This is a genomic window from Anaerolinea thermophila UNI-1, from assembly GCF_000199675.1.
In the GTDB taxonomy this organism is placed as follows: Bacteria; Chloroflexota; Anaerolineae; order Anaerolineales; family Anaerolineaceae; genus Anaerolinea; species Anaerolinea thermophila.
In genome coordinates, this window is sequence record NC_014960.1 from 1,210,370 (window position 1) to 1,230,604 (window position 20,235).

13 protein-coding genes are annotated in these 20,235 nt (G+C 52.6%); 12 read left to right on the top strand and 1 reads right to left on the bottom strand.

Annotation, left to right across the window (positions count from 1 at the left end; translation table 11 throughout):
• Positions 1–49: 49 nt before the first annotated feature.
• From ANT_RS05470 to ANT_RS05525, 12 genes are all read left to right on the top strand, one after another.
• Entirely contained in the window at positions 50–2,131 is a 2,082-nt protein-coding gene (locus tag ANT_RS05470) for an ABC transporter substrate-binding protein (protein WP_013559517.1), read from the top strand.
• A gap of 78 nt (positions 2,132–2,209) precedes the next feature.
• Positions 2,210–3,196 carry an ABC transporter permease gene (locus ANT_RS05475; RefSeq protein ID WP_013559518.1) on the top strand — a complete coding sequence of 329 codons (987 nt, stop codon included), beginning with the start codon at positions 2,210–2,212 and terminating at the stop codon, positions 3,194–3,196.
• A gap of 18 nt (positions 3,197–3,214) precedes the next feature.
• Entirely contained in the window at positions 3,215–4,348 is a 1,134-nt protein-coding gene (locus ANT_RS05480; protein ID WP_013559519.1) for an ABC transporter permease, read from the top strand.
• Between the two features lie 12 nt (positions 4,349–4,360).
• Positions 4,361–5,449 (top strand): ABC transporter ATP-binding protein, encoded by a 1,089-nt coding sequence (locus tag ANT_RS05485; protein ID WP_041455348.1) that lies wholly within the window; start codon positions 4,361–4,363, stop codon positions 5,447–5,449.
• Positions 5,446–6,516 carry an ABC transporter ATP-binding protein gene (locus tag ANT_RS05490; RefSeq protein ID WP_013559521.1) on the top strand — a complete coding sequence of 357 codons (1,071 nt, stop codon included), beginning with the start codon at positions 5,446–5,448 and terminating at the stop codon, positions 6,514–6,516. The genes ANT_RS05485 and ANT_RS05490 overlap by 4 nt, the downstream gene beginning before the upstream one ends.
• A 6-nt stretch (positions 6,517–6,522) precedes the next feature.
• Positions 6,523–6,864, top strand: a complete 342-nt coding sequence (locus tag ANT_RS05495; protein WP_013559522.1) for a hypothetical protein — start codon at positions 6,523–6,525, stop codon at positions 6,862–6,864.
• Positions 6,865–6,908: 44 nt separating this feature from the next.
• A complete protein-coding gene (locus ANT_RS05500; RefSeq protein WP_013559523.1) occupies positions 6,909–7,343 on the top strand; it encodes a cyclic nucleotide-binding domain-containing protein in 435 nt (144 codons plus the stop codon).
• Positions 7,344–7,411: 68 nt separating this feature from the next.
• Positions 7,412–11,089, top strand: coding sequence for an adenylate/guanylate cyclase domain-containing protein (locus ANT_RS05505; protein ID WP_013559524.1), 3,678 nt, complete (start codon positions 7,412–7,414; stop codon positions 11,087–11,089).
• A complete protein-coding gene (locus tag ANT_RS05510; RefSeq protein ID WP_013559525.1) occupies positions 11,086–12,606 on the top strand; it encodes an ArnT family glycosyltransferase in 1,521 nt (506 codons plus the stop codon). The genes ANT_RS05505 and ANT_RS05510 overlap by 4 nt, the downstream gene beginning before the upstream one ends.
• Positions 12,607–12,700: 94 nt before the next feature.
• Positions 12,701–13,924 (top strand): ROK family transcriptional regulator, encoded by a 1,224-nt coding sequence (locus ANT_RS05515; protein ID WP_013559526.1) that lies wholly within the window; start codon positions 12,701–12,703, stop codon positions 13,922–13,924.
• Between the two features lie 9 nt (positions 13,925–13,933).
• Positions 13,934–17,053, top strand: coding sequence for a glucodextranase DOMON-like domain-containing protein (locus ANT_RS05520; RefSeq protein WP_013559527.1), 3,120 nt, complete (start codon positions 13,934–13,936; stop codon positions 17,051–17,053).
• 116 nt (positions 17,054–17,169) lie between these two features.
• On the top strand, positions 17,170–18,894 hold the full coding sequence (locus tag ANT_RS05525) for a nucleoside kinase (protein WP_041454704.1): 1,725 nt from the start codon (positions 17,170–17,172) through the stop codon (positions 18,892–18,894).
• 54 nt (positions 18,895–18,948) lie between these two features.
• Here the strand turns inward: ANT_RS05525 and murA are convergent, their stop codons facing one another.
• Positions 18,949–20,235 (bottom strand): UDP-N-acetylglucosamine 1-carboxyvinyltransferase, encoded by a 1,287-nt coding sequence (gene murA, locus ANT_RS05530; protein ID WP_013559529.1) that lies wholly within the window; start codon positions 20,233–20,235, stop codon positions 18,949–18,951.

Sequence of the window (20,235 nt, forward strand, 5' to 3'; positions counted from 1 at the left end):
GTGTGTATTCAAAAAAATCCCAAGTTTCCAAATCGGAGGAACACAAAAAATGAAGAGTTTGAATCGCCGTGAATTCTTGAAGGTTGCCGGTCTGGCAGGGTTGGGCGTTGCCGCCGTGGCATGCCAGCCAGCCAAGACCCCCGAAGCGACCCAGCCGGCTGCTGAACAGCCGACTGCAACTTCTGAGGTGATCCAGGTCAAGGAAGCCACCCCCACGCCCGTTCAGGTGGAAAAGATGACCTACAAGCAGGCGCCCATGCTGGATGGCATGAACCTGCCCCCCGTTGAAGAGCGCATTTCGCAGAACCCGCTCGTGACCGTCCCGCGCGAGAAGGTGGGTCGCTATGGCGGCACTCTGCGCACCGCTTCCTGGTGGCCCGAGGCTGGCAATGTGCAACTGTATGTCTCTGAACCGCCGATCAAGTGGAAAGAGGATTTGACCGGCTACGAACCCGCGCTGGCTGAATCCTATGAGTGGTCCGATGATGGCTTGACCTTCACCATGAAACTGCGCAAGGGCGTGCGCTGGTCCGATGGCGAACCCTACACCACCGAAGACTGGCGCTTCTGGTGGGAGGATATGGCGAAGAACGATGACGTGAAGTGGCGCACCGTGCCCGGTTACATGCACAAGAAAAATGGTGAGCCCATTGACCTGGAATTCCCCGATGAGCAGACGGTAGTGTGGAAGTCCGACCAGCCCCTGTGGATCGCCCCGTACTATCTGGCGCAGGGCTTCTGGGAGTTCATGCAGCCCATGATGAAACCTGCCCACTACCTGAAGAAATTCCACCCCAAATACGACCCCTCCAAGACCTATGAAGATCTGGAGAAGGTGGACAAGTGGTACATGAACCCCGACTTCCCCACCGTTGCGGCGTATCACTGCGTGGAAGTTTCTGAGGATGGCAAACGCTACAAGTGGGGACGCAACCCCTACTACTGGCGCGTGGACACTGAGGGCAATCAATTGCCTTACATTGACTACATTGAAATCGAAATCATCGAAGATGAGGAAGCCCGCAAACTGGCAATCCTCTCCGGTAAGTACGATGCTTCCTTCCGCGTGGGCGGCAGCCCGAACGACATCCCGCTCTTCCAGGAAAACGCCGACAAGGCTGGCTTTGTGATGCTCAAAGGCTGGAAGAATGGCGCCGGCGCCTGGCCTGGCTACATGGTCAACCAGTACTATGTAGAAGGCGCCAAATGGTACGATGACGATACGCCCGAGCATGCTGCCGAAATCCGCGCCATCCTGCGCGACAAGCGCTTCCGCAAAGCCCTGTCCTGGGGTGTGGATCGCCAGCGCGTGATTGACGTGGCGTGGAACGGTATCGGCGAGCCCAAAGCCGCCACCATCAGCCCGCAGTCCTGGCACTTTGCCGGTCCCGAAGGACAGGCGGTGTACCAGAAGTGGGCAAAGGCGGATGCAGAGTTCGATGTCGAGAAAGCCAATGCTGCTCTCGATGAACTCGGCATGAAGAAAGGCGCTGATGGCTTCCGCACCCTGCCCAGCGGCAAACCCTTCACCCTCGTTCTGATCGTCTCCGACTGGGGCGGCAGTCTCAAGGTTCAGGTGGATGCTGCCAACGAAGTCAAGGATCAGTGGGAAAAGAACCTGGGTATCAAGGTGGATGTTCAGAACCTGCAGGGGCAACCCAACCTGGATACCATCACCAATGGCGGTCAGTACATGCTGCGCGGTGCGCACATCTCCGAGATCGACATCTGGACCTATCCGGACTGGATCTTCCCGATTGTTAACCGCTACATGTTCCCGCTGGAAGGGAAGTGGTGGTCCAAGGGTAAGGACTCCTGCAAAGCCGATCCCAATATCCCCTATGACTGCGGCGTCAAGCCCGAACCCGGCAGCCCTGCGGAGAAACTGCAAATGCTGTACGAGAAGGGCTTTGCCACCAAGTCGGTGGAGGATCGCCACAAGGTCGTCTGGGAAGCCATCGATGTCATCATCGAGGAAGGACCCTTCGTGATTGGTATTTCGGGCGATCAGCAGATGCCGGTGGTCATCAACAAGAAACTGCGCAACGTCCTCGACTATGGCGTGGTTGGACCGTGGGCGCCGTGCACCCCGGGTAATCAGGTTCCGGCGCAGTGGTTCTTCGAGGAATAAGCCCGGCTTTTTGAGGCATTGAATGTGGCGGGCGGTTACCCGCCCGCCACATAAAGTATTTATTCAAGGAGCGGTTGTATGGTCAACTACATTCTTCGCAGGCTGGGCTATGCGGTAATCCTGACCGTTCTGGTGTCGTTTGTTGGTTTTGTCATCATCAAACTCCCTCCGGGTGATTTTCTGACCCAAAAACTGGAACAATTGCGTGCGCGCGGCGACCGCAGCGCCGAATCCCAGATCGAAGCCCTGCGCGCCAAGTATGGGCTGGACAAGCCCTTCATGGAACAGTACACCACCTGGGCGGTGGGGTTCCTGAAGGGTGATTTTGGTGAATCCTTTGCGTATGAGCGCCCGGTTCGGGATTTGATTGGCGAACGCCTCTGGTTGACGGTCATTCTCTCGGTTGCCACTCTGATCGTTGTGTGGGCACTTGCCATCCCGCTGGGTGTGTATTCTGCCGTACGGCAGTATTCATTGGGGGATCAAATCATCACTACTATTTCCTTTATTGGTTTGGGGATGCCGGGTTTCCTCCTGGCATTGCTTATTCTGTATTTTGCCATTGTGGTTTTGAATCAGGATGTGCTCGGGTTGTTTTCGCCTCAGTATCAGGATGCCCCCTGGAGCATGGGGAAGTTTTTGGATCTTCTCCAGCACCTCTGGGTGCCGGCAATTATCAGCGCAGTGACTGGCGCAGGGGGGTTGATTCGCATTATGCGGGGCAACCTGCTGGATACGCTGGGACAACCTTTCATCGAAGCCGCCCGTGCGCGTGGGTTAAAGAACCGTGATGTCATCTGGAAGCACGGCGTCCGCATGGCGATCAACCCATTGATTGTGATTTTAGGTTCTGAAGCCCTGCCAGGAATTATCAGTGGAAACGCTCTGGTTTCCATTGTCTTAAACCTGCCGACCATCGGTCCCTTGTTTGTGCAGGCACTTCGCCAACTGGATATGTACATGGCAGGTACCTGTCTGGTTTTCTTCACGATTTTGCTCATGCTGGGCAATCTGCTCTCTGACTTGATGCTCGCCTGGCTTGACCCGCGCATTCGCCTGGAATGAGAGGAGGAGGACGTAAAAATGACCGCTGCAACGCTTCCTGCCAAAAAATCTCAAGCCCGACAGGTCAGCCAGAGTTACTGGAGCCTGGTCTGGTGGAAATTTAAAAAGAACCGCATTGCTGTCATTGGGGGCATTATTCTCATCCTTATGTACTTTTGCATGGCAGTTATCCCCGAGTTTATTGCCCCTTATGACCTGGAAAGAAAAAGCAGTTTCACCGAAGCCCGTCCGCAAACCATACGATTCATTGACGCTCAGGGCAATTTCTCCCTGCGCCCGTTTGTTTATGGTCTCGAACGCAAAATTGATGAACAACTTCGCCGCCGCACCTATGTGGAAAACCCACAGGTGAAATACTATATTTACTTCTTCGTTAAGGGAGACCCGTATAAATTGCTGGGGTTTATCCCCTGGGACCGTCACCTGTTTGGGGTAGATCCCAGTATCAAGGATGCCCATATTTACATCATGGGAACGGATTCCAACGGACGGGATTTCTTCTCCCGTATCATCTATGGTGGGCGTCTCTCGCTGCTGATCGGTTTGATTGGACAATTCCTTACCATTATTCTGGGTAGTGTTTTAGGGGCAATTTCCGGGTACTACGGAGGGGCGATTGACATGTTTGTCCAGCGCTTTACCGAGTTCCTCAATGCTTTCCCGGATATTCCTCTGTTCATGGCACTCGCCGCCGCCATCCCCAAGTACTGGTCACCCATCACTGTGTACTTCATGCTTACCCTCATTCTGGCATTTGTTCGCTGGGGAGGTCTGGCTCGCCAGGTGCGTGGCTTGATCCTCTCCCTGAGGGAGCGAGAGTACGTGCTGGCGGCAAAAAGTGCCGGCGCATCCGATTCGCGCATCATGTTCCGCCATCTGCTTCCCGGTACGATGAGTCACGTTATCGTCATTGCCACGCTTTCCATCCCCGGGATGATCCTTTCGGAGACCGCTCTGTCCTGGCTGGGTTTGGGGCTGCGCCCGCCGCTAACTTCCTGGGGCGTCCTTTTGCAGGAGGCGGGTACCGTATACGCCATTCGCTTTGCCGCGTGGCAATTGTGGACGATACCTTTCATTCTGGCAACCATCATGGCATACAACATGCTGGGCGATGGCTTGCGCGATGCCATGGATCCCTACAGCGCGCGGTAAATGGAGGATAACATGGAAAGCAAAAGCAAAGATCTGTTCATTGAGGTAAAGGATTTACACGTTGAGTTTGATGTGCGCGCGGGCATCGTCAAAGCCGTGGATGGCATGTTCCTCGAAATCCGCCGCGGGCAGACCGTCGGGGTCATCGGGGAATCGGGTTGTGGAAAGTCGGTCACTGCCCGAGCCATCATGAATATGATTCCCAAGCCCGGCAAGATTACCGGTGGTGAAATCCTTTATCATCGCAGAAACCGCGAGACGGGTGAAGTTCAGACCATTGACATCACCAAACTGGATCCAGATGGCGAAATCATTCGTCAGATTCGCGGCGGTGAAATTGGCATGATTTTTCAAGAGCCCATGTCCTCTCTGACGCCGGTGTACACCGCCGGACAGCACATCCACGAAGCCGTTTCCCTTCACCGTTTGATCCCGGTCAAGAAACTGGGCGATCAAATGGTAGAGACCATTGTGGCGCATCGCAAAGTGACCAAAGAGGAAGCCCGCGAAATTGCTATTGAAATGCTCCGCAAGGTGGGTATTCCCAAGCCGGAACAGCGGGTGGATAGTTATCCGCATCAATTATCGGGTGGCCAACGCCAGCGGGTGATGATTGCTATTGCGCTTTCCTGTCAGCCGGAAATGCTGATTGCCGACGAACCCACCACTGCGCTGGATGTATCCATTGAAGCCCAGATTCTGGATGTGATGCGCGACTTACAGAACACCATGGATATGGCAATTATGTTCATCACCCATAACCTGGGTGTGGTGGCGGAAATGGCTGAGGAAATTGTGGTCATGTATATGGGCAAGCAGGTGGAACGTGCCAGAGTGGTTGACCTGTTCTACAAGCCCAAGCATCCGTACACCCAGGCTTTGTTGCGCTCGATTCCGCGCATCGGTAAAAAGTCGGATGTGCGTCTGGCAACGATTGAGGGCATGGTGCCGGATCCTTTCCATCTGCCCACTGGATGTGTCTTCCATCCACGCTGTCCGATGTTCATGCCGGGTAAATGTGACAAAATTGAACCATCCAATATTCAGGTAGATGATCATCATTGGGCTCGCTGTCTGCTTTATGAGGAGGTGAAGGTATGAGCGAAGCGGCAACTGTAGCAACTCCGTCAACCTATAACCCACCGAAGGATGGCAACCTCCTGCTGGATGTCAGAGGGTTAAAGAAGTACTTCCCCATTCAAAAAGGGTTGCTGCGCCGGGTGGTTGGTTATGTCAAAGCCGTAGATGACGTGACCTTTTTTGTCCGTGAAGGGGAGACCCTTGGGCTGGTGGGAGAAAGTGGTTGTGGAAAGACGACTGCCGGGCGTACCATTATTCGCCTGTATGAACCCACCGGCGGGGAAGTGTACTTTAAGAGCCGGGTGCTTTCTCCCAGCGGCGAGCCTCAATGGGTGAACATGGCAGCGCTGGATCGTGCCCAGATGAAACTGGTACGCCAGGAAATTGCCATGATTTTCCAGGACCCCATTAACTCCCTCAACCCCCGCATGTCGGTTGGCGACATTGTGGCGGAACCGATGGTCATCCATGGAAAATATGGGCCAGATAGCGAGCAGGTCATCATCTCGTTGCTGGAACGGGTGGGATTGCGCGCCGATCATCTCCGCCGCTATCCTCATGAGTTCTCAGGTGGGCAACGTCAGCGCATCGGCATTGCCCGTGCCCTGTCCATGAACCCCCGCCTGGTCATCTGCGATGAGCCGGTATCGGCGCTGGATGTCTCCATTCAAGCCCAGACGCTCAATCTGCTTCAGGATTTGCAGAAAGATTTCAACCTCTCCTACATTTTTGTTGCTCACGACCTGAGTGTGGTTCAGCATATCTCTGACCGTGTGGCAGTCATGTATGTAGGAAAGATGGTTGAAATGGCAGATGCGGAGGAACTGTACAATGCTCCCCTGCACCCTTACACCGAGGCGCTCATGTCTGCGGTGCCGAAACCCGATCCGCTCTACAAATCGGAACGCATCATCATGCAGGGCGACGTTGCCGATCCCTCTAATCCGCCGAGCGGTTGTTACTTCCATCCTCGCTGCCGCTATGCTGTGGATATCTGCAAAACCAAGACCCCCGAGTTCCGTGAGTTGAAACCGGATCATTTCGTGGCTTGTCATCGGGCAGAGGAGTTGAAACTGCGCGGAGTGTAAGAGCCAATGAATGAATCGCCTTTGACCGGCTGGAAGATGGTGAGATCTGTTCTGCTCAGTCTGCTGGCTTTTCTGGTCTGGCTGGCAACGGCGGCTCTGGGGCTGGTAGAAATTTTCCTTGTCCGTCAGACTACCTTGCGCATTTTTGCCCGTTTTTCTAATGAGACGGCTGTGGGGACAGCCCTGGGAAACTGGGTAGCGTTTTTTGCAGCGGGTACATGGCTGGCTTATGTGGTCTTCGCAGCAGAAACTCAGTTCAGGAAGAAAAGCCTCGGTGAAGGTTGGAACCTGTTTGCGTGGGGTGCGGCAATCGAACTGTTGATTTTGGTCCTGTATTTTACAGTATAGGCTACAATCATACAGGGAATTGGCTGCTAACCAAGGAGTTCAATATGGCTGCAATTGAGGAAATCATCAATTTTTATTCACGAGTACCGCTGTTTCGCTCGTTGAATAAACGTCAACTGGAAGTGCTTGCCAAGCGTACGTTGGAGCGCGATTATGCCGCCGGTACAGCGATTCTTACTCAGGGAAAAGGCGGGGAAGGTTTCTTTGTGGTGTATAAAGGCAAAGTCGAAATCCAGCGTATGCGCTCGGATGGTACCTCGGCGGTGGTGAATACCCTGGGACCTGGTGATTTTTTTGGCGAGATGGCGCTCCTGGACGATGGCCCTCGTACCGCCACGGCTGTAGCAGTGGAGCCGACCGTCTGCCTGGTTTTACCACGCTGGGATTTTCTTGCGGTCCTGCGGGATGATGCTGAGATGGCAATTGTCATCCTTGAGGAGATGGCGAAGCGCTTCCGCATTGCCCTCGACTCGCTGTGATGTAATCATCTGGGAAAACAGGGACTGGAGGGCGCTTTTGGAAATCAGAAGCGCCCTTTTTAAGTGAGATGATTTGCCCTAACTGTGGTTTCCAATCCCCTCCGGGAATGCGCTTTTGCGGCATGTGCGGGACAGAAATCGCCCGCGTATGTCCAAAATGCGGATTCTCCAACCCGCTGGATTTTCGCTTCTGCGGGATGTGTGGTGTTCCACTTGCACCAACCCCGGAGCAGGGAGGGGGGGAACCGGTACGTCATACCCTCTTTGACACGGTTCAGCCGACTACTCGACCCTCGCTGGAGGGGGAACGCCGCGTGGTGACGGTCATTGTTGCCGATGTAACCGGCTCAACGCAATTACTGGAAGAAATCGGTAACGAAGCCTGGGTCGAACTGATGAACAAATTACTTCTCCAACTGGAAGGGGAAATCTATCGCTTCGGTGGAGAAGTGGATCAGTTCCGGGGAGATGGTCTGGTTGCCTTTTTTGGGGCTTCTTTTGCTCGTGAGGACGACCCTGAACGTGCGGTTATGGCGGGATTGGAGATGCAGCAGGTGGTCAAGCGGTTTGCCGAAACCTATCCTGCTGAAGCGGCTCGCGCCATTCGCTTGCGGGTGGGCATTAATACCGGCGAAGTGATTGTTGCCAGTATCGGTGAAAGTGGACAGCACCGTGAAGATACCGCCATGGGCATTGCGATTGCCGTGGCTGCGCGTCTGGAAAGTTTAGCAGAACCCGGCACAGTGCTGGTCAGTGAAAGTACCTATCATCAGGCGGAAGAGCGCTTTGTGTGGACCCCCTTGGGCGAAGTACAGGTCAAGGGAATCAGCCAACCGTTACGTGTTTATCGTCCCGAATCCCCGCGTGGAACAGAAGAATTTCTCTCCGATCTGGAAGTCTTTGGTACCACGGCTCCACTGGTGGGTAGAGAAACCGAGTTTGCACGTTTACGGACTTGTCTGGATCGACTGCGCGCAGGGCAGGGCGGTACGGTTTTGCTAACCGGCGAGGTAGGAATTGGGAAGCACGCGCTGGTGAACGAACTGCGTCAACTCACCATCCGTGAGCAGGCGCTTCTCGCAGAAACCGGTACCGAACATTCCTCGGTTCTCTGGCTTTCCAGTCGCACCCATATTTATGATCGCGATTGGCCCTACTCTTTGTGGATAGAATTATTGCGCAACTGGCTGGCCAAATTCAGCACAGAAGATGGAGATTCGTTACTTCTTCTCCGCCGCGAGTGTGAACGCTTGTGGGGTGAAGATTTCTTGAGTTATTACCCCTATCTGGCAAGAATCCTTTCGCTACCGCTGGAAGAGGAATTTGAGCACTTCGTTCAGTACCTGGACGCCGAATCTTTACGATTCCAGTTCACCCATTCCATACGGGGATGGCTCGAAGCACTCTCGCGTCAGCAACCGCTTGTGGTAAGTTTGACCGACCTTGAATGGTCTGATTTCGGCTCTGTGGATATTCTGGAAGCCTGTCTGTCTCTTGCCGCCAGCCAGCCCATTCTCTGGATTCTGGTGTTTCGCCCTTGCCTTGAACAGTCCCCCATTTGCCATTTGATAGATCATCTGGAAGACCTTGACCCCGGGCCTGTTGAACGGGTTGAACTTGGACCCCTGTCTCCCGAAAATGTTGCCCGCCTCATTGAAGCCCTGGTGGGTAAAGATGTTTTACCTGTTCGGTTATTGGATCAAATTGTTCGAAATTCTGAAGGGATTCCCAGTTATGTGATTGAAATGTTACGTTCCCTGATCGAACGCCGAATCCTTATCCGCCAGGGGGCGACAGGGGAGTGGCGCTTAAATCAGGACGTGCAATCGCTTGATTTTACCGAAAGTATGCAGCGGTTGATTCAGACAAGAATTGACCGTCTGGAAAGTGTGGAACGCGATCTTCTTCAAAAAGCAGCAGTGATAGGGTACGTTTTCTGGGTCAATCTTCTGCGCGGGCTGGTCGAAGAAACCGTTCCTGTGCGCCAGCACCTGCGTGTCCTTCAGGATGCTCAATTGATTGAGCAGCGAGGCTGGGAGAAAGACCTTGGCACGGAATATGCTTTTAAGACCGAACTCATCCATGAGACGGTTTATGAGAGTTTACTCACTGGTCAGAGAGAAGCCCTGCATATTCAGGTGGCACAATTACTGGAAGAGATGGTTGACCTGGAAGCGCGTTCCCAGTTCCATGCTTTGATTGCCTATCATTACCGCAAAGGGGGGGCTAAACGTCAGGAACTCTTCTACACGCTCTGGGCGGCGCAGAAAGCGGAAGAACTTTCAGCGCCGGAAGAAGCCACAGAACTCTACTCGCGGGTGCTGGAACTGCTCGATCAGATTGAGAAAGAAACAACGGATATTGCTCAAAGTCGCAGCATCCTGAACCAGCGCTTTGAGGCTTACAGTGGCAGAATTAAACTTTATTACCGCTTGAATGAACCCGAAAAGGCAGCCCAGGATGCTCGGGCTTTACTTACCCTGGCTCAGCAAATGGAAGATCAACCAGCCTGGAAAGTGGATGCTTTGTTGCTCCAACCCGAGGTGGTCATTGCAGATAACCGCGAAATGGTCAATACAGCCCTGGATATGGTGGGACAGGCTTTGTGGATTGCCCAAAGCATTGGAGATGTGCATCGTGAACTGAAAGCCCTGATGGAGCGTACCCGCTTGCTGATGAGGATTGGTGATTTGCAAGCCTTTGAAAGCGCTCAACGTGGGCTGGAACTGGCGCGTTCCTTGGGTGATGTGGAAACGGAGATGACTTTGCTCATCGAAATCTCCAATGCTTACGGGATGGAAAATGTAGCCGAGGCGCGACGGTATCTTCAACAAGCCCTGGCGTTAAAAGACCGTGTCCAGAACCGCAAAATCCTTTCGCGGTTGTACAGCGCACTGTGCGGAGAACTGGAACGCCAGGGCGATTACGTACGTATGCTAGAAGAATACGTCCAGAAGCGCCTGGAATTTGCCCGCGAAATTGGCGATCGCCTGGAAGAAGGCATGGTGTTGATGTTTTACGGGCAGGTGCAGGGGTTGTATTTGGGCGACCTCGAGCCGGCTTTGAAAAAATCTGAAGAAGCCTTTATTCGCACCGAAAAGTACAGCCAGAAACTTTATCCCCTGCTCAGATTGGCACAACTGCATGCACAAATGGGCAATCTTCCTCAGGCATGGCACTATTTGAGAAAAGCCGAGCCCTTGAGCCAGAATGCGCTGTATCTGCTGGCAAGGGCGGGATATCTGCTGGTTCAAATTCATATCCTCGAGGTCAGTGGCGGACAGGAAGATTTTGAGAAAGTCCTTGAACTGGTTGAGGAAATCCGTGGACTTTATGGAAGAGGCTTCCTTTCCCGTCAGTACTGGATGGCGGCTTGCTGTAAGGCGGCGCATGCTTGTTTGCGTCTCTCCAAGTTGATTCGGAGTCCCAGGAAGACAATGCAGGAATATCGCACACAAGCCCTGGAATTTGCCCGGGAGGCGTATCAAATCTATCAGGAATACGGATTTGTCCAGATTATTGAAGTGTATTCCGAAGAAATTCTGTTGAGATATGCCCAGGCATTGATTGCAAATGGACGACAGGATGAAGGAAAAGAAATGCTGTATCAATCTGCCCGCGAATTGCGCAGAAAATGGGAACTCATTCCGGAGGGTAGTCTCTATCGGCACACATTCCTGAAAAATTTGCGACTCCATCGAGAAATTTGTCGGGCAGTTCCAGAATTGTTCCCGGAGGTGAAATGATTCGCCGGTTTCTGGAAAGGATATGGCATGTCGTGTATCCATGGGTAAACTGGTTCCAGAAGGTGAACGCCTTCCTGGAGAAAATTGCTGTTCCGCTGGTCTCTCGCTGGATGATGGGGGTGTTTTTTGCCGGCGCGTTGATTACTCTGTTGATTCAGGTGCTGGCAATTCAGCATCGCTATCAAATTGATTACGGTGAAGCCCCACTGGTGGATCAAGCCATGCGTTTGTCACAGGGAATCAATATTTATCGAAACAATCTGGAGACTCCGCCATACACCATTTCCAATTATCCTCCCCTGTACATTCTTGCCATAACGCCCTGGGTGAGCCTGTTTGGACCCAATTTCTGGGCTGGACGCTTGATTTCAACTTTGTGTGCCTGGTGGACGGCGTGGATGATTTACCGCATTGTTTTCAGGCTCAGTGGAGATCGCTGGGCAGCGCTGGCGGGCGGATTATTTTTCATCGCCAATCCCTTTGTCAGTCACTGGTCTGCGCTTTTACGCATTGACTTGCTTGCTCTGGCATTCGCTGTCACGGGGTTGGAATTGCTTTCGCGTGTACCATTATCCACTCGTTCTTTCTGGGGTGGGGCGTGTTGTCTGGTGGCAGCAATCTTTACCCGCCAATCCTATGCATTGGCGGCGCCCCTCGCGGCTTTTATATGGTTGTTATTTGAGGATAAAGCCAAAGCCTTGCGTCTGGTTTTGAGTGTAGGGGCAATCTCCCTCTTGCTTGCGGGTGTGTTAAATGTCATGACAAAAGGTGGTTTTTTCTTCAACATCGTGACGGCGAATGTCAATGAATTTGGTTGGGAAAGGTTGCGCTGGAATTTGACGCATCTGTGGGACGTCCTGCGCTATTTGCTGGTGCTGGGAGCAATCTCATTCCTGCAACATCCTTTGCGATCCCGGTCATGGCGTTTGACTGCACCATTTTTAGTGGGGGCTTCGCTCTCTGCCCTGACCATTGGCAAAATAGGCTCCAACGTGAACTATTTTATGGAGTTATGCGCAGCGCTTGCTCTGGCTGGGGGCAGCGTACTGGCAAAAATTCGTCAGAATCCCCATCTGGCATGGGCACAGGTGCTTCTGTTTGTCTTCCTGGGGTTTCAAGGTGTTGGGATGATTCGGATTTCCCTGGACGAATTTGGTTCGGACCTGGCTGGAAGGATGAAGCGTGTCCATGAATTGCGTCGTCTGGAGGCTTTGGTTTCGGCAGTGGATGGTCCCGTGTTAGCAGATGAATATATGGGAATGATTACCCTGAACCGCCGACCTCTTTATCTTCAGCCCTTTGAATTAACCCAACTGGCAAAAGCCGGGATTTGGGATGAAACCCCTTTGGCGGAAAGCATTCGCAACAAGGAGTTTGATTTGATACTGATTCATTACTTCCCGTTTTTCGATGTCTACAAAGAGCGCTGGACGCCGGTCATGCTGGCGATGATTGAGCGCAATTATGAGGTCTTTGAAACTCTTGCCGACACAAGAGTATACATTCCGAGAAAGTAAAGAAGGCTTTCTTTTCGCATTTGGTTATGTTAATTAAGTTTTCAAAAAAATTCTTTGCGTTATAATTTATACATGTCCCTCTGGAGATGAATGCGTGAGTACAACATTCTGGTCCGTTCCCACCCAAAACCTGAAGAATTTGAACAAGCATGCCATCATTGATTTAATTCGTTTCAGTTCAGGTGGCATCTCGCGTGTGGAACTGGCGCGCCGTATGGGATTAACCCGCGCCGCAGTCAGTGCCATCATTGACGACCTGATTGAGATCGGTCTGGTTCGGGAGTCTGAAGGAACGTACCCCAGCGGAAGAAAACCCATTGTCCTGGAAATTAACCCTATGCTGGGACATGTGGTTGGGATTGATATGGGGGCTTCCCATGTCATGCTTCTACTGGCAGACTTTTCGGGCAGGCAGATTCATGAAATCGAAGCCCCTCTGGATATCAATGAAGGCCCAGTGGTATGCCTGGATAAAGTTGCCCGTTTGGTGGATCAACTGCTGGCAGAAGCCCACATGACGGTGAATGAAATTTCCGCGTTTGGGGTTGGGGTGCCTGGTCCCATTGTGGCAAAAGAAGGTATGGTGAGCGGACCGCCCATCATGCCTGGTTGGGACCGTTATCCCATCCGCGATCACCTTCAGGAATTGTGGGGCAAACCGGTCTCGCTCAATAATGATGCTGAACTGGGAGCGGTAGGAGAGTGGGCGTACGGCGCTGGACGAGGCGAACGTTATTTGTGCTATATCAAAGTGGGAACGGGGATTGGAGCAGGACTGTTGCTGGATGGGCAAATTTACCGCGGTGCAACCGGATGTGCCGGAGAAATCGGGCATATCACCATTGATGAAAATGGTCCCATCTGTACTTGTGGAAACCGCGGTTGTCTGGAAGCCATAGCGGGGGGCAATGCGATTATTCGGAAGGTAAAAGAGTCCGTACGGTTGGGACAACGTACTATCCTCGCTGATCTGGTGCACCAAGATAAACTAGGGGTGGGGGATGTCATGAATGCCGCACGACACGGCGACCATCTGGCGCAACGCATCACTGCTGAAGCAGGGATGCATTTAGGTACTGCAATTGCCAATGTGATTAACCTGTTTAATCCCAGTATGGTGATCGTAGGCGGCAGTGTGGGGCAAATTGGCGATTTGCTTCTTGAGCCGGTGCGGTTAACGGTTCAGCGGCGCAGTCTTTCAGTTGCCTCTAAGAATGTGCGCATTACAGCCGCTCTTCTGGGACCCCATTCCTGTGCGATTGGGGCTGTTGTTCAAGCCCTTTCGATTGTTCTTCATCAAATTGCCGATAAATCCTGAGGAGAAGAGATGAAACTGTTCGTTCGCATAATGTCTATCTTTCTGATAGTAAGTTTTTTGCTTTCTGCCTGTCAGGTAACCCCAACATCGATGCCAACGGCTACGGAAAGCCCTGTGCAAACGCCTACAGAAAGCGCTCCTCAGCCCACTGAGGAGAAGGCGAAAGAAGAACCGCTTTACCTGGCATTGATCTGGCATCAACATCAACCGCTGTACTACAAAGACGAAAACGGCATTTATACCCGTCCATGGGTGCGCGTTCATGCCACCAAAGATTATTACGATATGGCGGCAATGCTGAAGAATTACCCGGCAGTCAAAGTTACCTTTAACCTGACGCCGGTTTTGATCCGTCAGCTGAATGATTTTGTGCAGAATGGCGCGAAAGATCGCTACTGGGTTCTTGCTGAAAAACCTGCCGCTGAACTGACCAGCGAAGAGAAGGATTTCATCCTGCGGCGGTTTTTTGATGCGAACTGGGACCATATCATCAAGGTCTATCCGGGCTATAAAGCCCTGCTGGATAAGCGCGCCGGTACGGATGATGTCGCCATTTCTAAAGCCATTGAGACCTTCACTGAGCAGGATTTCCGTGACCTGCAAATCTGGTTCAACCTTGCCTGGATTGATCCCGATGAACTGGCAAAAGAGCCACTCAAGAGCCTGGTAGCAAAAGATCATGGCTTTAACGAAGAAGACAAACAGGTGCTCTTTGCTGAGATTCGGCGCATCATGGCGCAGGTTATCCCCGTGCATAAAGAACTTCAGGATGTCGGTCAAATTGAGGTCATCACGACCCCTTATGCCCATCCCATTCTGCCGTTGATTTATGATACCAATCTGGCGCTGGCAGGAAATTCCTCGGCGGAATTGCCTGAAGGGCGATTCTTCTACCCGCAGGATGTGCAGGCGCATCTTGAGAAAGCCGTGGAAATCTATACCCAGACTTTTGGCAGACCTCCGCGTGGCATGTGGCCCGGCGAGGGGGCTGTGGCTCAGGAAATTGTTCCCTTTGTTGCCAATGCTGGTTTCCAGTGGATGGCAACCGGTGAGTATGTACTGGCGAAATCGCTGGACATGGAGTCTTTCACCCGCGACTCTACCGAGACAGTCCAGCAGGCTGATGTGCTCTATCGCCCTTATATTGTGCAGGGGAAACCCGGCGGCCCAGTCGAGGGTGGCCCGGTTGCCATCATTTTCCGCGATCTGGTCATTTCTGATAAGATTGGCTTTACCTACTCTGGTATGGACGGCGAAGCCGCCGCAAAAGACTTCATGAACCGGCTGGAGAATATCCGTGCGCGCCTGCAAAAAGAGGGAGTGCAGGGACCCCATCTTGTGAGTGTGATTCTGGACGGAGAAAATGCCTGGGAGTACTACGACCGTGATGGCAAAGCCTTCCTAAACGCTCTGTACCGTAATCTCTCTGAGAGCAAGACTATTCAAACAATCACACCTTCGGAGTATCTGGAGAAATTCCCCGAGCAGAAGAAATTGGATAAGTTGTTCCCTTCTGCCTGGTTCAGCCCCAATTTTGATACCTGGATTGGCGAACCTGAAGAGCGTGAAGCCTGGAATTATTTGCTCCGTACCCGTCAGGCACTGGATGGTGCCATTCGCAGTGGAAAATTGACGGATGACCAATTAGCCACTGCCAAAGATTTCATGTACTTGGCTGAAGGTTCGGACTGGTTCTGGTGGTATGGTACGGATCAGAACTCTGGAAATGATGATTACTTTGATGTGGGCTACCGTGCCCTGCTTGCGGAAGTGTATAAAGCCATTGGCAAAGAAGTGCCTGAATTTGTTCAGGTACCTATCATCCAGCCTAACCCCATATCTGCTGCTACTCCACTTGCCGGGCTTTCTTCCCCTGCTATTGATGGTCGAGAAGGCGCTGATGAATGGGTAAAAGCGGCGGCCTTCCCTGCTGATGGGCAATCTCCCATGCAGGGATTTGCCCTGGCGCTGGACAAGCAAAACCTGTATGTCAAAGTCAATCTGGTGTCTTCAGCCCAACCGGTTGAGCGAATTGGGGTGTACCTCTCTTCACCTCGTTTGCAAGGTGCTTATGCATTTACCCACGTGACCGGGGACGGACAAAAAGTCCTGTTGCCCATGCTGGCTAATCGGCTGGTTGAGTGGGAAGGGGGCAAGGCGCTTAAATCCTATAAAGCGGGTTCAAACCGCTGGGATTATGAAAGCGAAGTCGGCTCTGTTGCCTCAGGACAGGTGGTGGAGTTGGCTATTCCGCTGACGCAGTTAGGAGAGTTGGAAGCCGGGGACGAGTTGCGCATAGCCGTTGTGGCTTCACCCGCTGATCAGCGGTTGCCGTTAGGTGGCCCTGCTCAGTTGATTGTGCCGGAAATTTCCACCGCTGAAGTGATTTTCGAAGTCCAAGACCCTGAGAAGGACGACCATGGACCTGGAACGTACACCTACCCAACCAATGGAGTATTCCTGCCACAGGTGTTCGACCTGAAATCTTTCAGTGTGGCGGCAGATGAAAAGAACCTCATCTTCAAACTTGCTTTTTACGGGGCTATTCCCAACCCTTGGGGATCTGGATTGAATCTTTCTCTGCAAACTCTGGATGTTTATGTGGACAAGGATCCCGGAAAGGGCACGGGAGCACGGCTCTTACTCCCCGGACGTAATGCTGCCCTGACAAGTGGGAACGGTTGGGAATACGTGGTGTGGGCAGAAGGCTGGACACCGGGAATTTTCGCCCCCGATTCTCAGACTCTGGAACCCAAACCCGTCCCGGATTCGAGTTACAAGATTATTGTTGACCCGGTTGCCCAAACGGTCACCTTGAGGGTGCCGCGTCAGGTCTTTGGTGAGGGTGATCCGGCAACCTGGGGATACGTTGTGGCAGTACTCAGTCAGGAAGGCTATCCCAGCACGGGGGTGTGGCGTGTGCGTGACGTGCAGGCGAGTTCTGCTGAGTGGCGTTTTGGGGGCGCACCAGACGATACCAATCACACCCGCATCATTGATTTAGCCTGGCCTTCCGGGGCTACCCCCACGCAGGAAGAGATGCTCTCGCAGTATCCTTCCAGCAAAGCGCGAATAGATGAGTTGAAGCCGGATGATTTCCCGCAGGTGCAATTGCTGTTAAAACGCTAAGCCTTTTCTGAATTCCTGCAGCCCGAGGAAAGCAAAGGCTTCCTCGGGCTGTTTTGTTTTTCTCGAGAGGTTTATAATAAATGTCCGTTTTCATTCCTGCAGAGGGGAGTAGCGATATGACCGATAAAAGCAATGACATTCGCTTTGTAGAACCTTCTGATGAAGTGTTGATCCATTTGCCCGATGGCCGAGTGCTTTCCGGGAAGCGAGGCACAGAACTGGAAGCGTTCATGCAGAGGCTGGAGAACTGGCGCGATCCGCTGGTGGTGGGGGCAATTGTCAATCGAGAATTGCGAGAACTCTCTTTTAAAATCTGGCGGGAATCAGATGTGACTCCTGTTACTCTGAAAGATACCGATGGTGCAAGAATTTACCGGCGTTCTCTGGTATTTTTACTGGAAACCGCCTTTGAGGAACAATTTCCGGATGTTCACCTCACTGTGGATCACTCGGTGGTTTCCGGGGGGTACTTTTGTCAGGTGCGGGGGCGTGAACCGCTGACAGTGGAGGAATTGAAGCGCCTGAAACAGCGCATGAAGGAACTGGTCAGACAAGATTTGAGATTTGAGAGGTTTGTCATCTCCAAACAGGAAGCCATTGAACTGTTTGAGCAACAGAACAAGTCTGATAAAGTGCGTTTGTTGAAATATCGCCCCAAAGATCAACTGGTGCTTTACTCTTTGGGGCATCATAAGGATTACCATCACGGCTACATGGTACCCTCTACGGGATACCTGCAGTGGTTTGACCTGAAAGCCCAACCGGGAGGCTTTGTCTTGCAATTCCCGCGTCGCCATTCGCCGGATGTCCTGCTCCCCATGCCCGAACATTCCAAACTTCTGCAAAGTTTCCGTCAGTACGGTTCTTGGCTGGAGCGTTTGGGGATTGATCATGTGGGAGCTTTAAATGAGGTCATCAAAACCGGGCGCATTCAGGATGTGATTCTGGTTGCCGAAGCACTCCATGAGCATCAGGTTGCCGAAATTGCCGAGCAAATCCTGAATCGTCGGGATCAGGTGCGGATTGTGTTGCTGGCAGGTCCATCCTCTTCGGGAAAAACAACCACTGCCAAGCGTATAGCGGTACAGATGATTTCTCAGGGCATCGAACCGGTGCCAATCGAAATGGATAATTACTTCCTGGACCGCGAAAAAACTCCCCGGGATGAACATGGTAATCTGGACTTTGAGGTGTTGGAAGCCCTGGATACTGTCCGTTTAAATCAGGACTTGAAGCGTCTGATTGCCGGGGAAGAAGTTCAGTTGCCTAAATTCGATTTCCGCGAAGGGCGCAGTTACCCTGGAGATGTGGTCAAACTGCGCAAGGATCAAATGGTGATCCTGGAAGGCATCCATGGTTTGAACCCGCGCCTGTTGCCGGAGATTCCTTCTGAGCAGACCTTCCGGGTTTACGTTTCCTGCCTGACTCAGTTAAACCTGGATCGCTATAACCGTATTTCTACCACCGATACCCGTTTGCTTCGCCGAATTGTTCGGGATGAACGGGAGCGCGGTTATTCTGCACAGGATACCATCGGACGCTGGGAATCGGTTCGACGTGGGGAGAAAAGACACATCTTCCCCTATCAGGAAAATGCCGATGTGATGTTCAACACGGCGCTGGTGTACGAGTTAGCGGCTTTGAAACCTCGTGTAGAACCATTATTGCGCCAGGTGCCTTTTGGCACTCCGGAATACATTGAAGCCAAACGCTTGCTTGCCTTTCTGGATTGGTTTTTGCCGATTGATGAGGTCTATGTACCTGATAATTCAATTCTCAGAGAGTTTATCGGGGGGTCAATCTTGAAAGATTTCAAACTGTGGACGCGAGTCAGTGATTAATCTCAAAAAGCCCCTCGCATACCGAGGGGCTTTTTATTGCATGACCTGAGAACATTAATTCTCACTTTGCCGTTCAATCGAGGCGCCCAGGGCTTTTAATTTGACATCTACCTTCTCATACCCGCGATCAATTTGCCCCACGTTGCGGATGACAGAACGCCCCTGAGCGGAGAGCGCCGCCAGCAGCAATGCCATCCCGGCGCGAATGTCGGGGCTTTCCATTTTTTCTCCGTATAACTGGCTTGGTCCCTGCACAATACAGCGATGTGGGTCGCACAGGACAATTTGCGCTCCCATACCAACCAGTTTATCGGTGAAGAACATGCGGCTGGGATACATCCAGTCATGGAACAGGATGGAACCGCGCGCCTGCGTGGCAACGACGATGGCAATACTCATCAGATCAGTGGGAAAAGCGGGCCAGGGCATGACGCTGATTTCAGGGATGGCTCCCCCCAGATCGGGTTCAACTTCCAGGCGCTGTTCGGCGGGAACAAGAATATCCTGTCCTTCCACTTCCCATTCCACACCCATGCGCCCCATGACGTACCGGATCATGTCCAGGTACTCCGGGCCGGCGTTGCGGATGCGAATCGAACCATGCGTGACTACGGCAGCACCGATGAAACTGACAACTTCCAGGTAATCCGGACCAATGGTGAACTCTCCCCCACTCAAAGAAGGAACTCCTTCAATATGCAGGGTATTCGAGCCGATGTTCTCAATTTTTGCCCCCAGTTTATTCAGAAAATGACAGAGTTCCTGGACGTGGGGTTCTGATGCGGCGTTGCGGATGACTGTATGTCCTTTTGCCAGCACGGCTGCCATGATGGCATTTTCTGTGCCAGTGACGCTTGCCTGGTCGAGCAGAATGTCGGCGCCTTTCAGCCCATCTCTGGCACGAAAGTGGAAAGTGCGGTCATAATTCACTTCTGCTCCCAAGCGGGTGAGCGCCAGCATGTGGGTGTCCACTCTGCGGCGGCCGATAACATCTCCGCCCGGCGGTGGCAGATGCAGTTCTCCCGTTCGAGCCGTCATCGGACCTGCGAGCAAAATGGAAGCGCGGATTTTCCGGCACAGGTCGGGGTCAAGATCAGCAGGGCGCACTTCTCTGGCTTGAATCTTCCAGGTGTGCGCATCCAACTCGGTAAATTCCACCCCCAAACTCTGCAAAAGCCGCCGCATGTGGATCACATCGAGAATCGAAGGAACGTTGTGGAGGATGACGGGTTCGGTAGTTAACAAACAGGCAGCCAGCAAAGGCAGAGCAGCATTTTTGTTTCCACCCGGCGTGACCTCGCCATGGAGAGGAATTCCACCGTCAATAATGAACTTTTCCAT

What these genes read in the sequence shown, in the direction of transcription:
- ANT_RS05525 (WP_041454704.1), top strand. Translation starts at nt 17,170, where the DNA reads ATGACCGATAAAAGCAATGACATTCGCTTTGTAGAACCTTCTGATGAA.
- ANT_RS05500 (WP_013559523.1), top strand. Translation starts at nt 6,909, where the DNA reads ATGGCTGCAATTGAGGAAATCATCAATTTTTATTCACGAGTACCGCTG.
- murA (WP_013559529.1), bottom strand. Translation starts at nt 20,235, where the DNA reads ATGGAAAAGTTCATTATTGACGGTGGAATTCCTCTCCATGGCGAGGTC.
- ANT_RS05480 (WP_013559519.1), top strand. Translation starts at nt 3,215, where the DNA reads ATGACCGCTGCAACGCTTCCTGCCAAAAAATCTCAAGCCCGACAGGTC.
- ANT_RS05510 (WP_013559525.1), top strand. Translation starts at nt 11,086, where the DNA reads ATGATTCGCCGGTTTCTGGAAAGGATATGGCATGTCGTGTATCCATGG.
- ANT_RS05495 (WP_013559522.1), top strand. Translation starts at nt 6,523, where the DNA reads ATGAATGAATCGCCTTTGACCGGCTGGAAGATGGTGAGATCTGTTCTG.
- ANT_RS05470 (WP_013559517.1), top strand. Translation starts at nt 50, where the DNA reads ATGAAGAGTTTGAATCGCCGTGAATTCTTGAAGGTTGCCGGTCTGGCA.
- ANT_RS05505 (WP_013559524.1), top strand. Translation starts at nt 7,412, where the DNA reads ATGATTTGCCCTAACTGTGGTTTCCAATCCCCTCCGGGAATGCGCTTT.
- ANT_RS05490 (WP_013559521.1), top strand. Translation starts at nt 5,446, where the DNA reads ATGAGCGAAGCGGCAACTGTAGCAACTCCGTCAACCTATAACCCACCG.
- ANT_RS05520 (WP_013559527.1), top strand. Translation starts at nt 13,934, where the DNA reads ATGAAACTGTTCGTTCGCATAATGTCTATCTTTCTGATAGTAAGTTTT.
- ANT_RS05485 (WP_041455348.1), top strand. Translation starts at nt 4,361, where the DNA reads ATGGAAAGCAAAAGCAAAGATCTGTTCATTGAGGTAAAGGATTTACAC.
- ANT_RS05475 (WP_013559518.1), top strand. Translation starts at nt 2,210, where the DNA reads ATGGTCAACTACATTCTTCGCAGGCTGGGCTATGCGGTAATCCTGACC.